The sequence below is a fragment of the Thiocapsa sp. C2-2m genome, from assembly GCF_041903745.1.
GTDB classification, from domain to species: Bacteria; Pseudomonadota; Gammaproteobacteria; order Chromatiales; family Chromatiaceae; genus Thiocapsa; species Thiocapsa roseilacustris.
The window spans coordinates 24,918-40,376 of sequence record NZ_JBBWVD010000014.1 but is presented as its reverse complement, the minus strand read 5'-3'; the positions used below and the strand labels follow the sequence as shown (position 1 = coordinate 40,376).

The 15,459-nt window shown below is 64.7% G+C and carries 12 protein-coding genes and 1 pseudogene; 11 read left to right on the top strand and 2 right to left on the bottom strand.

The annotated features are described in order from the left end of the window. The first annotated feature begins 173 nt into the window (after window positions 1-173). Entirely contained in the window at window positions 174-974 is an 801-nt protein-coding gene (locus AADX97_RS12415; protein ID WP_374236185.1) for a class I SAM-dependent methyltransferase, read from the top strand. Between the two features lie 171 nt (window positions 975-1,145). Here AADX97_RS12415 and mobB read toward each other — a convergent pair whose 3' ends face one another. Beyond that, window positions 1,146-1,706, bottom strand: a complete 561-nt coding sequence (mobB, locus tag AADX97_RS12410; protein ID WP_374236183.1) for a molybdopterin-guanine dinucleotide biosynthesis protein B — start codon at window positions 1,704-1,706, stop codon at window positions 1,146-1,148. A 240-nt stretch (window positions 1,707-1,946) separates the two neighbouring features. Here mobB and ettA point away from each other — a divergent pair, with 240 nt between their 5' ends. From ettA to AADX97_RS12385, 5 genes and pseudogenes are all read left to right on the top strand, one after another. Further along, on the top strand, window positions 1,947-3,614 hold the full coding sequence (gene ettA, locus AADX97_RS12405; protein ID WP_374236181.1) for an energy-dependent translational throttle protein EttA: 1,668 nt from the start codon (window positions 1,947-1,949) through the stop codon (window positions 3,612-3,614). Between the two features lie 28 nt (window positions 3,615-3,642). Continuing rightward, window positions 3,643-5,742, top strand: coding sequence for an EAL domain-containing protein (locus AADX97_RS12400; RefSeq protein WP_374236180.1), 2,100 nt, complete (start codon window positions 3,643-3,645; stop codon window positions 5,740-5,742). 59 nt (window positions 5,743-5,801) lie between these two features. Beyond that, window positions 5,802-6,058, top strand: a pseudogene (locus tag AADX97_RS12395) (DUF815 domain-containing protein); the annotation flags it as partial. Window positions 6,059-6,116: 58 nt separating this feature from the next. Beyond that, the gene (locus AADX97_RS12390; RefSeq protein WP_374236208.1) at window positions 6,117-6,239 is read left to right on the top strand and encodes a DUF815 domain-containing protein; all 123 of its coding nucleotides are present in this window, start codon (window positions 6,117-6,119) and stop codon (window positions 6,237-6,239) included. A gap of 205 nt (window positions 6,240-6,444) precedes the next feature. Then, entirely contained in the window at window positions 6,445-6,609 is a 165-nt protein-coding gene (locus AADX97_RS12385) for a hypothetical protein (protein ID WP_374236179.1), read from the top strand. Window positions 6,610-6,676: 67 nt separating this feature from the next. Here the strand turns inward: AADX97_RS12385 and AADX97_RS12380 are convergent, their stop codons facing one another. Further along, complete coding sequence (locus AADX97_RS12380) at window positions 6,677-7,843, bottom strand: hypothetical protein (RefSeq protein ID WP_374236178.1); 1,167 nt, start codon at window positions 7,841-7,843, stop codon at window positions 6,677-6,679. A 496-nt stretch (window positions 7,844-8,339) separates the two neighbouring features. On the opposite strand from AADX97_RS12380, the gene AADX97_RS12375 reads away from it, so the two are divergent. From AADX97_RS12375 to AADX97_RS12355, 5 genes are all read left to right on the top strand, one after another. Further along, window positions 8,340-8,726, top strand: a complete 387-nt coding sequence (locus AADX97_RS12375) for an RES family NAD+ phosphorylase (RefSeq protein ID WP_374236177.1) — start codon at window positions 8,340-8,342, stop codon at window positions 8,724-8,726. Window positions 8,727-8,809: 83 nt separating this feature from the next. Continuing rightward, complete coding sequence (locus AADX97_RS12370) at window positions 8,810-9,877, top strand: DUF6973 domain-containing protein (RefSeq protein WP_374236176.1); 1,068 nt, start codon at window positions 8,810-8,812, stop codon at window positions 9,875-9,877. Between the two features lie 401 nt (window positions 9,878-10,278). After that, window positions 10,279-11,475 (top strand): RtcB family protein, encoded by a 1,197-nt coding sequence (locus AADX97_RS12365; RefSeq protein ID WP_374236175.1) that lies wholly within the window; start codon window positions 10,279-10,281, stop codon window positions 11,473-11,475. Window positions 11,476-11,843: 368 nt separating this feature from the next. Then, complete coding sequence (locus AADX97_RS12360; protein ID WP_374236174.1) at window positions 11,844-14,876, top strand: chemotaxis protein CheB; 3,033 nt, start codon at window positions 11,844-11,846, stop codon at window positions 14,874-14,876. Further along, window positions 14,873-15,313, top strand: coding sequence for a PAS domain-containing protein (locus tag AADX97_RS12355; protein ID WP_374236173.1), 441 nt, complete (start codon window positions 14,873-14,875; stop codon window positions 15,311-15,313). Before AADX97_RS12360 ends, AADX97_RS12355 begins: the two co-directional genes overlap by 4 nt. Window positions 15,314-15,459 lie beyond the last annotated feature (146 nt).

Below are 15,459 nucleotides of genomic sequence, written 5' to 3'. Positions count from 1 at the left end.
CATGCTCCGGTCCGCGAGCAGCGTAGAGTACAGGAAGTTATGATTGCGTTCAAATCAGGCAAAAAGACTGGAAGGACGATCCCTATGCGACGGGGAATGTCCTTTCCGAAATCCACCTCCAAAGAGAAATCCACAAAAACATGGTTTCCCGAAAGGATCCGGGGCATCCGGCGATGGCAGATGTTGCCGATCGTTACCGCCTGTATCAGCTTGCAGTCCAGAACCCGCGAACGGAGATCGACTTCGTCGACCGCACCTTTCGGCAATTACGCGGACGAAGCGCCCGCTTGCTGCGGGAGGACTTCTGCGGAACGGCGGCGGTGTGCTGCGAGTGGGTGGGTCGGCGCAAACGCAATCGGGCCTGCGGCGTCGACTTTGATCCCGATGCCCTCGCGTGGGGGCAACGTCATAACCTTGCGGCGATGGACGCGACCGCACAGGCGCGTGTCGCATTGATCGAGGGGGATGTCCGCGAGGTCGAGACGCCCTCCCCCGATATCCTGTTGGCGATGAATTGCAGCTACTGGCTGCTCCGCGACCGCTGCCATCTGCTGCGCTATTTCGAGCGGGTACGCGACGCCTTGGCTGTGGGCGGCATCTTCTTTCTCGACGCCTTCGGGGGTTACGACACCTTTCGCCTGTTGACCGAGGAGCGGCGCGTGGAGGATCCGCAGGGCGGCGGCTTCACCTATATATGGGAGCAGGCTCTGTACGAGCCCGTGACCGGCAGACTGGTCTGTCATATCCATTTTCGTTTCGACGACGGATCGGAATGGCCGCGTGCCTTCAGCTACGATTGGCGCCTGTGGACCTTGCCGGAGATCCGCGAGTTGTTGGCGGTAGCCGGTTTTTCGCGCGTGATGGTCTATTGGCAAGGTTGGGATGCGCACGGCAAGCCGGACGGCGTCTTCGTGCCGGTCGAAAGCGGGGAGCCGGACGCCGGGTGGATCGCTTATCTGACGGCGGAGAAGTAGTCATCTTTCGGGGCTGACCTGGATCCGTTCTTTGGCTTCGGGGCGAGCTTGCACATCCGGGCGGCGTGACGGCGCAGGGGCTGCCGCGGGGATGGGTTTCGCTGCGCTCGGGCTGGGCTGGGACTGAGACGTGGGAGCGGGAAGGATGTGTTTCGCTTCGCTCTACCCATCCTACGGCATTTGTTGGGTGTGGGCAGGGATGCGCAAGCGGATGTCTTGGATGCGGGACAGGATGAAATCGCCAACGGTATCGGGTGTGTCGAGAGGGAGGACAACGAGCGGCGGCTCGACCGCGAGGGGCGCGTCGGTGGCCACGGCGATGATGTCCGAATCTCCGGGGTAGAGCGGCGCTTCCCCGGTGGACGGGCGATGGACCTCGATCTTCGGATAGGCCGCATGCTTGAAGCCTTCCACAAGGACCAGATCGAGTCGCTCGAGCTCGAATCGCGCGAGCATCCGACGAAGATCCGGGTCCTCGCCCTGCACCGGATTTTGGACCTGCAACGCCCAGCGCGCCTTGGAGGCAAGCAGGGTCTGATGCGCACCCGCCTCGCGCACCTCGTAGCTGTCCTTGCCCGGCACGTCCAGGTCGAAGCGATGGTGTGCATGCTTGAGGTAACCGACACGCAGACCACGACCGCCGAGGACGGCGACGACCCGCCGGATCAAGGTAGTCTTGCCGGTCCCGCTCGGGGCGACGAAGCCGACCACGGGAATGCTTGTCTCGCCCATCGGGTTGATCCTTGGTGCACATGGGGGACGGCATCGCCTCTTCGGGCGCGCCTGTTCGTCGTTATTCTAAACGCATGAGCCCAGTCCACACCTTGGACATTTCCAGAAGGCCGGCGCAGAATGTCACCCAGAAGCGGTCGGCCCCTATACCGGTCACGACCGACGCCGCGCACCACCGCGCATTCCTCGCGAAATCCAGTTCCTCGACGGCATCGTCCCGAAGCAAAGACCCCCGAATCCATGGCTCAATACATCTTTACAATGAACCGGGTCGGCAAAATCGTGCCGCCCAAGCGCGTCATCCTGCGCGATATCTCGCTGTCCTTCTTCCCGGGTGCCAAGATCGGCGTGCTCGGTCTGAACGGCTCGGGCAAGTCGACCCTGCTCAAGATCATGGCCGGTCTCGATACCGAGATCGAGGGCGAGGCGCGTCCCCAGCCCGGCATCAAGATCGGTTTCCTGTCGCAGGAGCCGGGGCTCGACGCAACCAAAGACGTGCGCGGCAACGTCGAGGAGGCGCTCGGCCACATCACGGCGGCCTTGGAGCGGCTCGACGCGGTCTACGCGGCCTATGCGGAGCCGGATGCGGACTTCGACGCCCTGGCCAAAGAGCAGGCCGATCTCGAGAACCTAATCGAGGCCACCGACGGACACAACCTGGAGCGCACGCTGGAGGTCGCCGCCGATGCGCTGCGTCTCCCGCCTTGGGATGCCGACGTGACCAAGCTCTCGGGCGGGGAGCGTCGCCGAGTCGCGCTCTGCCGTCTGCTGCTGTCCAAACCCGACATGCTGCTCCTCGACGAGCCGACCAACCACTTGGACGCCGAATCCGTCGCCTGGCTCGAACGCTTCCTGCACGAGTATCCCGGCACCGTCGTGGCCGTCACCCATGACCGTTACTTCCTGGACAATGTTGCCGGCTGGATCCTGGAGCTCGACCGCGGACACGGCATCCCCTGGGAGGGCAACTATTCCTCTTGGCTGGAGCAGAAAGAGCAGCGACTGGAGCTAGAGCAGAAGCAGGAGCAGGCCCGCATCAAGTCCATGAAACACGAGCTGGAATGGGTGCGCTCCAACCCGAAGGGCCGCCACGCCAAGAGCAAGGCGCGCATGGCCCGGTTCGACGAGCTGCAGTCGCAGGAATTTCAGGCGCGCAACGAGACCAACGAGATCTACATCCCGCCCGGCCCGCGTCTGGGTGACATGGTGATCGAGGCCGATGGGCTGAAGAAGGCCTACGGCGACAATCTGCTCTACGACAACCTCTCCTTCACCCTCCCCAAGGGCGGCATCGTCGGCATCATCGGCCCGAACGGCGCGGGCAAAACCACGCTCTTCCGCATCCTGACCGGTCAGGAGACACCCGACGCCGGCAACCTGCGCATCGGCGAGACCGTTCAGATCGCCTATGTCGATCAAAGTCGTGATGCGCTCGACGACAGCAAAAGCGTCTGGGAGGAGATCTCCGACGGGGCCGACAACATCGTGGTCGGTCGCTACGAGATGTCCTCGCGCGCCTATTGCAGCCGCTTCAACTTCAAGAGCACCGATCAGCAAAAGCGCATCGGCGATCTCTCCGGCGGGGAACGCAACCGCGTCCATCTGTCGAAACTCTTGAAGAGCGGCGGCAACCTCCTGCTGCTCGACGAGCCCACCAACGATCTGGATGTCGAGACCCTGCGTGCGCTCGAAGAGGCGCTGTTGACCTTCCCGGGCTGCGCGGTGGTGATCAGTCATGATCGCTGGTTCCTGGATCGGATCGCGACCCACATCCTGGCCTTTGAGGGCGACTCGCAGGTGACCTGGTTCGAAGGCAACTATGCCGACTACGAGGCCGACCGGCATCGGCGCTTGGGCACCGAGGCGGATCAGCCGCACCGGCTCAAATATCGGAGGCTTACCGCCTAGACGGCCACGGGGCCGTCTGCGCCCGACCATGAGTCTGCGTCTGAACCGATTGATTCGGCAACACTGGAAACCCTGGCCGGTTGTTCCCGCCTCCACGCGCTCGGCCACTCGGGGCTTTCTGATCGCCCTGAGCGGCAGCCTCCTGACCTTAGGCCTGGTCGCCTGGGACTATCGCGAGCGGCTGTCCGCGATCGCGGACGATGCGAGCAATCAACCCGCCGAGCTCGGGGTTGCATTGGTCCTCGCGCTGGTCGCCGCGACGGCAACGGCGGCAATCACACTCTTCTTCTATTTGCGTTTCCGTGTGCTCTCTCGCGCCGAGCTGCGCGACCTCTCCGATCTGAGTGCGGCCGGAGAGACCTTGCGCACGCTGCTCGGAACCGTCTCGCACGGGGTGATCCTGACCGACATCGACGGCCGAATCCGCTTGTTCAATCCGGCCGCCGAGATCCTTTTCGGACGCCTCGCCGAAGAGACCCTGGCCTTACCGATCGAGATCCTGATCCCGGATCTGCGGCAGTCGGATGCGGTCGATGGCTCGCGGGCGAGCACCAAGCTCTCACCGCGCGTTCTGCACCTCAACGGCGTGCGCGCGGACGATCGGCGGCTCCCGATGCGCGTGCTGACCCGGCCCTTGACGCTCGACGGGGAGGATTTCCGACTGCTGATCGTCGAGGACTTGACCGAGTCCGAGCGCAGCGGGCAACGCATGGAATTCCTCGAGCAGCGCGACCCGCTGACGGGGCTTCAGAACCGACCGACCTTCGAGCGTATCCTCGGTGCCGTCGCACCGCTGCGCAGCGCGGAGCACCCCAAACATGCGCTCTGCTTGATCGACATCGACCGTTTCAAGGTGATCAACGACACCTTCGGCCACGCCGCCGGCAACAAGGTCCTCGAACAGCTCGGGCAGATCGTCAAGACCAAATTGGCCGCCGCAACCGCCCTGGCCCGCTTGAGCGGAGACGAGATCGTCGCCCTCTTCGTCGGGGATGCGGCAAATCATGCGAAGGGGCTCTGCGAAGATCTGATTCGCACGACCCGCAACTTTCTCTTCACCTGGCAGGAACGTTCTTTCGACATTACGCTCAGCATCGGCCTTGTCGCGTTCGACCCTGCGAAGGTCGGTGCCGTCGATGCGCTCGGACAGGCCGATCTCGCCTGCCGTGCCGCCAAACATCAGGGTCGCGATCGGATCCATGTCTACGGCCATCGCGATGCCGAGAGCATCCGGCACCGCGGAGATCTGGCCTTGGTGCCCGCGATCGGCCGTGCGCTGAACGACGGGCGATTCCGGATCATGGCTCAGCCGATCCAAGCGCTCAACGGCACCAACGAGCCGGTCCACTACGAGATCCTGGCCCGGATGCAGGATGAGAAGGGCAACGCCGTGGTGCCGGACACCTTCATCGCGGCGGCCGAGCGCCACATTCTCATGCCGACGATCGACCGATGGATCGTCACGCATGTCTTCTCCCACCAATCCGAGCAACTTGCCGCTTGGCACGAGGCGGTTCCGGATCGCTTCATGCTCGCGATCAATCTGTCCGGGACCACGCTGATGGACGACGGCTTCACCGCCTATCTCAAACGTCAATTCGCCGAGTACGCGGTTCCCTACGCCAGCATCTGCTTCGAGATCACGGAGACCGCCGCCGTCGCGGATCTGCGCCGCGCACGAACCTTCATGCAGGAGATGCGCGCACTCGGGACATCCTTCGCGATCGACGATTTCGGAACGGGCTTCGCCTCCTATGCCTATCTGAAGTTCCTGCCGGTGGACTATCTCAAGATCGACGGGAGCTTCGTGCGCAATCTGGAGACGAACCCGGTTGATCGCGCACTCGTCTCGTCGATCAACCATATCGGGCATGTCTTGGGCATGAAGACAATCGCCGAATGGGCCGAGACCCCGAAGCTGGTCGAGCGACTTCGCACGATGGGCGTGGACTATGCCCAAGGCTTCGCAGTCGGACGACCGTTGCGGCTGGAGGATCTTCGGCTGCATCGCGCCTTGCGACAGGATGCATCCGTGCAGGCTCCGGCGGATGTCCTGCCTCGCTCGGTCGCGCTTTCGTTGTCGTTGTCATTGTCGTTGTCGTTGTCGTTGTCGTTGTCGCAATCGTAATCGTAATCGACAACGATCAGATTCGGTGCTCAACTGATTACTGACACGTTACTAACGAGATGGGTGCCAAGAAACGACTCCTCCAACGCGCAGAGACCCTGATGGAGCGTCTCGCGGTGTTGCTGCCAGGCGGCACCGAGTCCCCGGACTGGGACGCCCACGCCTTTCGGTGGCGCCGCCGCGGCGATCGCGGTTGGTTGCAGGCGGTGCCCGCTCCGCATCGGATCGACCTCGGCGACCTGCTCTGTCTGGATCGGCAGAAGGCCGAGATCGAGCGCAATACCGTGCGTTCCTCGCCGGTCGCGGGGCCAACAACGTCCTTTTGTGGGGCTCTCGCGGGACCGGCAAATCCTCGCTGATCAAGGCGGTCTTCAATTTCCGAAGCCGCTGCACGCGAGACGCTCGAGCGTGCCGCTCTCCAGTGGGCCTTGCGCCGCGGCTCGCGCAGCGGTCGGACGGCCTGGCAGTTCGCACGCGACTGGTCCGGGCGCGGCTGACCGGCGGGATCTATGCGGCCGGCGAGCTCGACGCCTAAGGCGAATTCCGGAAACCTTTATGCCAAGGGCGTAGGTTGTGCCGAGCCGTGCGAGGCACAACCGACCGTAGGCGCAAGTTGTGCCTCCTATCGTCAGCACAACCTACGGGTATGGAAGTTTGCAGAAATCACCTACAAGCGCCGGGTGTGTGCGCTGAACCGCGGCGATGTCCTGCGGTTCGTGGATCTCACCTTCACGGGAGCGAATTCGTGAGCTCTTCGAGGGCATCGGCGAGAGTTTGATGGGAGGCGACGAGGAGAAGGTCGGGGTGCTCGACCTCACGCTAAGCTCCTTCGAGACGTCTCCCGAGCGCGCCCGCGCGGCGGACTGAAGTCCGCCTCCCCGGGGTGCCGACTGAAGTCGGCGTACCCGGGGCGTGCGGCCGGGCCCTGCCCGCTCTACCTCACCACATACGGCTTGGTCTTCACCGACGCTGCACCGGCCCCGACCAGCTCCCCCGCGTTAACCAACACCGGCTGAATCCACCCTAGCCGGCTCTCCGCCAACCCCTCGCCATAGCGGATCCGCCGGAAGTGTCCGCGCCGCCAATGCGGCTTTACGTGCCGGTCGGTCCCGCGCGGCAGGAACCCGCCCTGCCCTGCTCCACCCAAGCCTTCCGGAAGAGCACTCGGCCCGATCAGGATCCGGTCATAGGCCGTGGTCAACTTGCGGCCGATCTTCGCCGCCTTTCTCGGCCCGAGACCCCGCAGGCGCTGCTCCAGGTCGCTCCGCTCGGTAACCATCAGCTTCTCCGCATCGGGAAGGTTCAGGTACAGCAGCACCTTGGCCAGCTCCGAGATCGCGGCAGTCGCACAGGCGATCTCGACCGGCAGCGGCGGCAACACTCCGGCATCCTCGCCGCGTGGCGCGGCATAGTAGGCGTTGTGCCGCGCGAGCATGGCGCTCAGACACTCGTCCTCGTCTTGGATGAACAGGGTCACGTCCTGTGAGGCATCATCGAGCGCATAACGCTTGCCGATCGGCGAGCCGGTGAAGATCAGCTCGACCACGTGGGTCGGACGCGAGGGATCCAGCCGCAAGGCAGCCCCGCGGGTCTTGCGTTCGTGCAGGATATGGTGGGGCGGCACCTCGTAGCTGCCGACATAGGCCCCCTCGAGCTCGTGCAGACCGGTCGCCCGATTGAAGACCTGCAGCGCACAGGGGCGCGGGAAGGCGATATAGACCGTGGTATAGGGCGCACGGAAGAAACGCACCGGCAACCCCTCGGTCAGATCCGTTGCGCCCAAGAGCCTTTGAAGAGCGGGCGCCACGGCGAGGATCGGGTCACCATGCACCCGCAGGCGCGCACGCGCCAACAGCAACAGGAATGTACCCAGGTTGTAGCTCGCCGGCGCATTCATCTGCAGCCCGGCCAACCGCGTCAGCTCGGGCACGCTGCGCAGCAGCCAGGAGCTGGTCACCGATGGATCCAGAAACAGGGGCCGTAATCGGTCCCGCAACGCGTCCCCGCCGAGCAAGGATGCTTCGATCGGCGTGCCGAGCGCCGCATCCACGCGCACTGGATGCGGCAAGGCAAGGACGGCAGGGTCATGCAAGCGGTCCATCAGGCAATCGACACCGGTGAAACCCCCGCGGGCAGTTGAATCATCGAGCGAGTATAAACCCCCGGAGGCGTATCACTCGAACCGCCGGCGCTCGGGCGATCTAGCTTGCCACCGACTCAGTCAGCGCCGCCATCATGGTACCCGCTCGAAATGCCTCTCACGGAGACGCTGAGGGCACGGATGATCCGAGACCCTTCCTGCGTGCGCTCCGTGTCTTCGTATCCGATCGAGCTGATCTCAACTCAGCCGCGTCAGCCGAAGCGCGATGCGTCGCGACCGAGCATCGCAGCCCTGCAACACCTGCATCTACCGGCTGGGTCTGTCCACCCGAGGAAGTCCGAACCGCGATCGGCCGAAGCTGATCATTCTCCGGATGCTGCTCTACGAACGAACCTATTCCTGCGTTCCGTCACAAGACCCTGTTGCAACTGGTACAGGAAGGCCGGACCGAGGATGCGATCGGCGACTTCGAGTCCATCAGCACTGGATGCATCGGTTGATCCTCTCCGATCCGCCCCCCGGCACCAGGTTATTCCGGGCGCATACCCCGCAGTGGGCCAGCCGGCTCACCCGCGGCGCAGGCGCCGCAACCCGAGGCGGACGCTTCAACCGAGAAGGCGTCGAGGCGCTGTACCTGTCGCTGGATGAGGTGACCGCCTTGCGCGAGTCCCAGCAGACCTCACCCCTCCTTCCACCCTGCACGATGTGCTCGTACACCGTGGCGCTGCGCGACCTGGTCGACCTGCGCCAGCTCCACCATGTGGCGAAGGATAGGGTTGAGCGGCAGCTTTTGGCCGACCCCGGGCTGTCGGCAGGCGTGCAGACGTGCAGACTTGGTTCGACTCCGCAACACCAGGATCAGGCCCGCTCTCACGGTGCATAACGGATATTTCGAGCATTGTGCCGTATGCTATCCACCCGTCGAGGCGCCCGCCCGCGGAGCCCCATGATGCCGACCTCCTCACCATGCGTCGTCAGTTTTCGAACCTACGCACACACCGACTCATCATCCTGCTGCTGCTCGTCGGGATCCTTTGGGCCGCGCTCTGGACCCTGACCTCGGCGTTGGCGCCGTCGCTCGCGCGCGAGGCACTTCCGCCGTTGCAGGCACGGTTGGCGCCGATCGGCATCGGTCTGGGCGATGTCGCCTTCTCGGACCTTCGGATCTCGCCTTGGCTGAACGGCCTCGTGCTAAGCGATCTGGAGGCTCGACTCGATCTGAGCCCACGGGATCGGATTCAGCTGAGCTCGCAGCTCGACATCGCGACACTCGAGGTGCGACTAACCCACCCGTTCAGCTCGCGCGGCTCCATTCAGGCCACCGGCTTGGAGGTCCACCTCGATCCTTCGGATCGCCCCCCGCAATTGCCGTTCGACCGCTTTACCAACGTCCGCTTGGCGATCGGCGATCTTCCGCTGGGTGACCCTCGACAGGCCGCGAATGCGATCCGCGAGAAGCTGAAGGCGTTGTTCTTCGAGAATCACGCGGTCGGCGAGGTCGCGTTCAGCGGCGAGGTCATCCTCGTCATCGACGGTGTCGACCGGGTCGCAAACCTCTACACAGAACGCGTGGGCGAGGCCTTCAAGCTGCGCTTCCGGGAAGACGACATCCGGGCGATCGCGCAGACCAAGGGCCTGGACTTAGTCCCCGAGCAGATCGAGATCGTATCGCTCTACCCGCTGCGGGCGCCCGTCCTCCTGATGCTGACCGACCAGGCACGCACCCTCGCGACACAGTCCGCGCCGGATGATGTTTGGCTCCAAGATGCGATGCGCCACGTGATTTGGAGCTTCCTGCTGACCCGCACCTTCGGCCCGGTCTTCGCAACCAAGGTCACCGATGCCCAAGAGCTGCGGCCGGGCAATACCCCGGACGAGCGGACCATGGACTTCCACAACAATGCCATCGGCCGGCGCTTCGTCGTCGAGAATGTCCCGCTCGCTGCCCTGCCGCGTCGCGTCCGGTCGGATCCCGACGTCATCCGCCATCCCGAGGAGGTCGAGCACTTCGGCGCGGAACGCCTGCTGCGTTGAGCGAAGATGAGGAAGGACGAGAGGACCCAAGCGCAGGCGATCACCGAGCACGCTGCCGTCGGGTTGCGCTGGGTCGAGACGTTCGACATCCTGTCCGTGCATACCTCGGCAGGGCCTTATCTAGCGCCAACTGACGATAAGGAAGCACGACATCCGCCGACGGTTGGTTGTGCCTCGCAGGGCTCGGCACAACCTACGTGTTCCCGGGCGAGGCGCGCCTTGATGCGCAACCTGGCATAAGGGTTTCCGCAATTCGCCTCGGTAATCGCGATACCCGGCGCCATGCTGTATCCTTGATCAAGTGTACACAGCCGATTGCGCGGCCACATGAGACGGCTTAGGGTTGTCGATCTCGTGGCCTGAAGCGCTGACTCGACTGACCCGTCGCTGCAGGAGGACCCATGACCATCAAGCAGGTGATCACCGAAGGCGACAAGCCGGTCAAGGTCTGGACCGAGGAGCTGGACGAGCGCTCGCGTGCGCAGTTGGTCAACCTCTCCAAGCTGCCCTTCATCCATCGTCACGTCGCTGCCATGCCCGACGTGCACACCGGCATCGGCGCCACCATCGGCAGCGTCATCGCCACCGACCGGGCGATCATCCCGGCCGCCGTGGGGGTCGATATCGGCTGCGGCATGGCCGCCGCGCGCACCTCGCTCGGTGCCGACCGGCTCGACGAGCGGGCGTTGAAGAAGGTCTTCGATCAGATCAGCCGCGACGTACCGGTGGGGCGTTCCCAGCACACCGATGCGCGCGCGCTGACCGAGGCGGCCACGCCCTTCGCCGCGCCGCTCGCCGCGCTGACCGAGAAGCACCCGCAACTGCTCAAGGCCTTCGGGCGCTTCTCCAACTGGATCAACCAGATCGGCACCCTGGGCGGCGGCAATCATTTCATCGAGGTCTGCCTCGACGAGTCCGGGCGCGTCTGGATCATGCTGCACTCGGGCAGCCGCGGCATCGGCAACGCCATCGGCCATTACTTCATCGAGCTGGCCCGGCGCGACATGGAGCGCTGGATGATCCAGCTCCCCGATCGGGATCTCGCCTACCTGCCCGAGGGTACCGAGCATTTCGACGACTACGTGGCCGCGGTCTCTTGGGCGCAGGCCTATGCGCGCACCAACCGCGAGCAGATGATGGCGCTGGTGCTGGCCGCGCTATCGCGTCATCTGCCGCCCTTCTTGGTCACCGAGGCGGTGGTCAACTGTCATCACAACTATGTCGAGCGCGAGCACCACTTCGGGTCCGACGTCTGGGTCACCCGCAAGGGTGCGATCCGTGCGCGGGAAGGGGACCTCGGCATCATCCCGGGCAGCATGGGCGCGCGCAGCTACATCGTGCGCGGCAAGGGCAACCCCGAGAGTTTCTGCTCCAGTGCCCATGGCGCGGGGCGACGGATGAGCCGCACTGCGGCCGAGAAACTCTTCACGCCGGCGGATCTGGCCGCGCAGACCCAAGGGGTCATCTGCCGCAAGGACAAGGGTGTACTCGACGAGATCCCGGGCGCCTACAAGGACATCGACCAGGTCATGGCCAACCAGGCGGACCTGGTCGAGGTGGTACATACCCTCAAACAGGTCGTCTGCGTGAAGGGTTGAGTGCGGCATGAGCGTTGCTTGCTCTGCAACACGCCTGACCGGCTCAAGACTCAACCGACACTTGGCCGCAAATCCAGACATAGCCACAGCCAGTCCAGTTTCGACCGGTGGAAATCCAGGCAAGAAGTTGTCCCTTCGGCCAACCCCGAACAGCCGCAACCATCACGACAGGCCAGGCGGTTACTGCTAATCTTCCTCTCAAGGGTCTGCGGCAGACAGCCGCCTCAAGTACGCACACGCGATGACGGATCGTCACTGACCGGCTCAGGCCCTCGCGGTCGGCACGCATCGGCTCCTGCTCGCAAACACCGGCGGCTGGGCCCGCGAGTCAAGATCTATTGATGGTGACGAGAGGGATCATTGCACCCATGGCGGCAAACAATCAGAAGATCGCGCCGGCGCCGCGCGAGGAGAGTCCCGGCCTGGTGCCGGAGACGGCCGAAGCGCCCCCGGAGCGCTTCCCCATCGTCGGTATCGGCGCCTCGGCCGGGGGGCTGGCGGCCTTTGAAGCCTTCTTCTCCGGGATGCCCGCCGACACCGATCCGGACATGGCCTTCGTGCTGGTGCAGCATCTGGCCCCGGATCACAAGAGCATCCTCAGCGACCTCATCCGCCGCTATACCCGGATGCGCGTGTCCGAGGTCGAGGACGGGATGCTGGTGCAGCCCAACTGCGCCTATATCATCCCGCCCAATCGCGACATGGCCTTTCTCAACGGCGCGCTGCAACTCCTGGATCCCGCCGCCCCGCGAGGTCGGCGCCTGCCGATCGATTTCTTTTTCCGCTCGCTCGCCCAGGACCAGCACGCGCGTGCCATCGGGATCGTGCTCTCGGGCACCGGCAGCGACGGCACCCTGGGCGTGCGGGCGATCAAGGGCGAGGGCGGCATGGTCATGGCCCAAACCCCCGAGTCCACCGAGTACGACGGGATGCCGCGCAGCGCCATCGCCACCGGATTGGTGGACTACGAGCTGCCGCCGGCCGAGATGCCCGCCCAGCTCATCGCCTACGCGCTCCACGCCTTCGGCCACCCGCCCCGGTCGGGCGCGGTCCCGCCGCCCCGAAGCGACAATGGTCTGCGCAAGATCTTCGTCCTGCTGCGCGCCCAGACCGGCCACGACTTCTCCCAGTACAAACCGAGCACCATCCAGCGCCGCATCGAACGGCGCATGGCCGTCCATCAGATCACCGTCCTGGATGACTATGCGCAGTATCTGCGGCAGATGCCCGCCGAGTCGGACGCGCTCTTTCGCGATCTGCTGATCGGCGTCACCAATTTTTTCCGTGACCCCGCCGCCTTCCAGGCGCTCGAGGAAGCGGTGATCCCCCGGCTGTTTGCCGGCAAGTCGGCGGAGGTCGCGATCCGCGTCTGGTCGGTGGGCTGCTCCACCGGCGAGGAGGCCTATTCGCTCGCCATCCTGCTCGCCGAACGTCAGGAGACGCTGAAGCGGCGCTTCAAGGTGCAGGTCTTCGCCACCGACATCGACGCCCGGGCGATTGCCGCCGCGCGCGTCGGACTCTATCCGGCCAGCATTGCCACCGACCTGTCCGCGGAGCGCCTCGCGTGCTTTTTCACCGCCGAGCCCGGCGGCGACGCCTATCGCATCCACAAAGGCATCCGCGACCTGCTGGTCTTTTCCGAGCACAGCCTGATCAAGGATCCGCCCTTTTCCAAGCTCGACCTCATCAGCTGTCGCAACCTGCTCATCTATCTCGGCGGGGAGGTGCAGAAAAGGCTGATTCCGCTCTTCCATTACGCCCTGAATCCAGGCGGTTTTCTCTTTCTGGGCACGTCCGAGACGGTGGGCGAGTATCCCGATCTGTTCGAGGTGCTGGACCGTAAGCTGAAGCTCTATCGCCGCCGGGACGATGGCTACGCCGCGCGGCGACTGCCCCTGGAGCGGTTCGTGCCGCCCCTGACCGCGCGTGATCCGACGCCCCCTCGGGCGGCTGGAACCGCGGCCTTCTCGATCAAACTGCCGCTGCGCGAGCTGACCGAACAGACCCTGCTGCAAGAAGTCGTCCCGTGCGCCGCGCTGATCAACGCGCGGGGCGACATCCTCTATCTGCACGGACGCACCGGTCTCTATCTGGAGCCAACCCCCGGCGAGCCAGGGGTCAGCAATCTGCTCAAAATGGCGCGCGAAGGGCTGCGGCCCGACCTGACCACGGCCCTGCGCCGGGCGGCGGTGAACCGGGAAAACGTGCGCAGGGCGGGGGTCCGCGTGAAAACCAACGGCGCTTTCACCCGCGTCAACCTGCTCGTCTGTCCGGTAACGCCGGACCCTGCCGCGACGTCCGAGGCGCCGCTGTTTCTGGTCGTCCTGGAGCCCGCGCAATCCGGCGAAGGCGAGCCGAGGCTCCCGGTGGCCACGCGCGACGACGAGGTCGGGAGGAACGGCACCGCCAAGGACGCCGACACGCGCATTGCCGCGCTCAAGGAGGAACTGCGCGCCAAAGAGCAATACCTCCAGACCTCCAACGAGGAGCTGGAGACCATCAACGAGGAGCTGAAATCCTCGAACGAGGAAATGCAGTCGGTCAACGAGGAATTGCAGTCCACCAACGAGGAGCTGGAGACCTCCAAGGAAGAGCTGCAATCGGTCAACGAGGAGCTGGCCACGGTCAACGCCGAGCTGCAAACCAAGGTGATCGACCTGTCGCGCACCAACAACGACATGAACAATCTACTGGCCGGCACCGGCATCGGCACCGTCTTTGTCGACCATCAACTGCGCATCCTGCGCTTCACCCCCGACGCGACCCCGATCATCAACCTGATCCTCAGCGATGTCGGTCGGCCGGTGGGCCATATCCTCTCCAATCTGGTGGGCTACGATCGTCTGGTGGCGGATACTCAATCGGTGCTGGATACCCTGATCCCCAAGGAGCTCGATGTCCAGACCACGGCGGGCGTCTGGTACCGGATGCGCATCCATCCCTACCGCACGCTCGACAACGTGATCGACGGCGCGGTGCTCACCTTCGTCGATCTCACCGAGATCGTGCAGGCGCGCGAGGCGTTGCGGCGGTCCGAGGATCTGCTGCGCCTGGCCGTGGTGGTGCGCGACGCGAACGATGCCATCACCGTGCAGGATCTGGATGGCCGCATCCTGGCCTGGAACCCCGGCGCGGAGCGGCTGTTTGGCTGGAGCGAGGCCGAGGCGCTGCGGATGAACGTCCGCGACCGCATCCCCGAGGGGCTGCGCGAGGAGGCCCTGGCCAAGGTCCACCAACTGAGTCAGGCGGAAGTTCCGGAGCCGTTTCTGACCCGGCGGACGACGAAAGACGGGAGGCTCTTGGACGTCTGGCTGACCGCGTCCGCCTTGATCAACGCGACGGGGAAGCTGTACGCGATCGCCACCACGGAACGGGCGAACCGATCCGGGAGCGCCCCATGACGCGCCGGGATCAGCGACCCGAGCACGACACCCCGGAGTCGGACGCGGCACGGGCGCTGCGCCGGCAGGCCGAGGCGCGCATCGGGAACGACGCGACGCACTCGTCGACGGACCTCGCCGCGCTCACGCCCGAGGAGATCCGGCGCACGCTCCACGAACTGCAGGTGCATCAGATCGAGCTGACGATGCAGAACGAGGAGCTACGTCGGGTGCAGGCGGACATCGACGCCGTGCGAGCGCGCTATTTCGATCTCTACGATGTGGCCCCGGTGGGCTATTGCACGCTCTCCGAGACGGGACTGATCCTGGAGGCCAACCTGACCGCGGCGTCGCTGTTGGAGATGCCCAAAAGCGCGCTGATCAAGCAGCCGCTCTCCCGCTTCATCGTCAAGGACGATCAGGATCTGTATTACCTGCATCGGAAACGTCTCTTCTAGACGGGCGAACCCCAGGAATGCGACCTGCGGCGGGTCAAGTCGGATGACGCACGCGTCTGGGTGCGTCTGACGGCAACTGCCGCCCGGGCGGACGACGGCGCGCCGGTCTGCCGGGTGGTGATCAGCGACATCACAGGGAGCAAGGC

Excerpts from the sequence above, each read along its gene's own strand:
- AADX97_RS12415 (WP_374236185.1), top strand. The coding sequence starts at position 174 with ATGGCAGATGTTGCCGATCGTTACCGCCTGTATCAGCTTGCAGTCCAG.
- mobB (WP_374236183.1), bottom strand. The coding sequence starts at position 1,706 with ATGGGCGAGACAAGCATTCCCGTGGTCGGCTTCGTCGCCCCGAGCGGG.
- ettA (WP_374236181.1), top strand. The coding sequence starts at position 1,947 with ATGGCTCAATACATCTTTACAATGAACCGGGTCGGCAAAATCGTGCCG.
- AADX97_RS12400 (WP_374236180.1), top strand. The coding sequence starts at position 3,643 with ATGAGTCTGCGTCTGAACCGATTGATTCGGCAACACTGGAAACCCTGG.
- AADX97_RS12385 (WP_374236179.1), top strand. The coding sequence starts at position 6,445 with ATGTCCTGCGGTTCGTGGATCTCACCTTCACGGGAGCGAATTCGTGAG.
- AADX97_RS12380 (WP_374236178.1), bottom strand. The coding sequence starts at position 7,843 with ATGGACCGCTTGCATGACCCTGCCGTCCTTGCCTTGCCGCATCCAGTG.
- AADX97_RS12370 (WP_374236176.1), top strand. The coding sequence starts at position 8,810 with ATGCGTCGTCAGTTTTCGAACCTACGCACACACCGACTCATCATCCTG.
- AADX97_RS12365 (WP_374236175.1), top strand. The coding sequence starts at position 10,279 with ATGACCATCAAGCAGGTGATCACCGAAGGCGACAAGCCGGTCAAGGTC.
- AADX97_RS12360 (WP_374236174.1), top strand. The coding sequence starts at position 11,844 with ATGGCGGCAAACAATCAGAAGATCGCGCCGGCGCCGCGCGAGGAGAGT.
- AADX97_RS12355 (WP_374236173.1), top strand. The coding sequence starts at position 14,873 with ATGACGCGCCGGGATCAGCGACCCGAGCACGACACCCCGGAGTCGGAC.